This window comes from Kitasatospora phosalacinea (assembly GCF_030268885.1).
In the GTDB taxonomy this organism is placed as follows: domain Bacteria; phylum Actinomycetota; class Actinomycetes; order Streptomycetales; family Streptomycetaceae; genus Kitasatospora; species Kitasatospora phosalacinea_C.
This window is the reverse complement of sequence record NZ_BSSA01000169.1, coordinates 1-205: the sequence shown is the minus strand read 5'-3', so window position 1 is coordinate 205 and position 205 is coordinate 1. Positions and strand designations below refer to the sequence as shown.

At 62.4% G+C, this 205-nt stretch carries 1 pseudogene; it reads left to right on the top strand.

The features are described 5' to 3' along the window. Positions 1-188 (top strand): annotated as a pseudogene (locus QSK52_RS39410) (IS110 family transposase); the annotation flags it as partial. Positions 189-205 lie beyond the last annotated feature (17 nt).

Genomic DNA, 205 nt, shown 5'->3' with positions numbered 1-205 from the left:
TGCTGGTCCGCATGCGCTACGACGAACGCACCCGCGCCTACGTCGAACGCCGCACCAAGGAAGGCCTGTCAAAGAAGGACATCATGCGATGCCTCAAGCGCTTCGTCGCCCGCGAGATCTACCGCGCCCTCACCAGGACACCGACAACCCAACGCATCAACCAGACCGACCTCGCTCCTGCAGCTTGACGTCCATAGGAGCATCC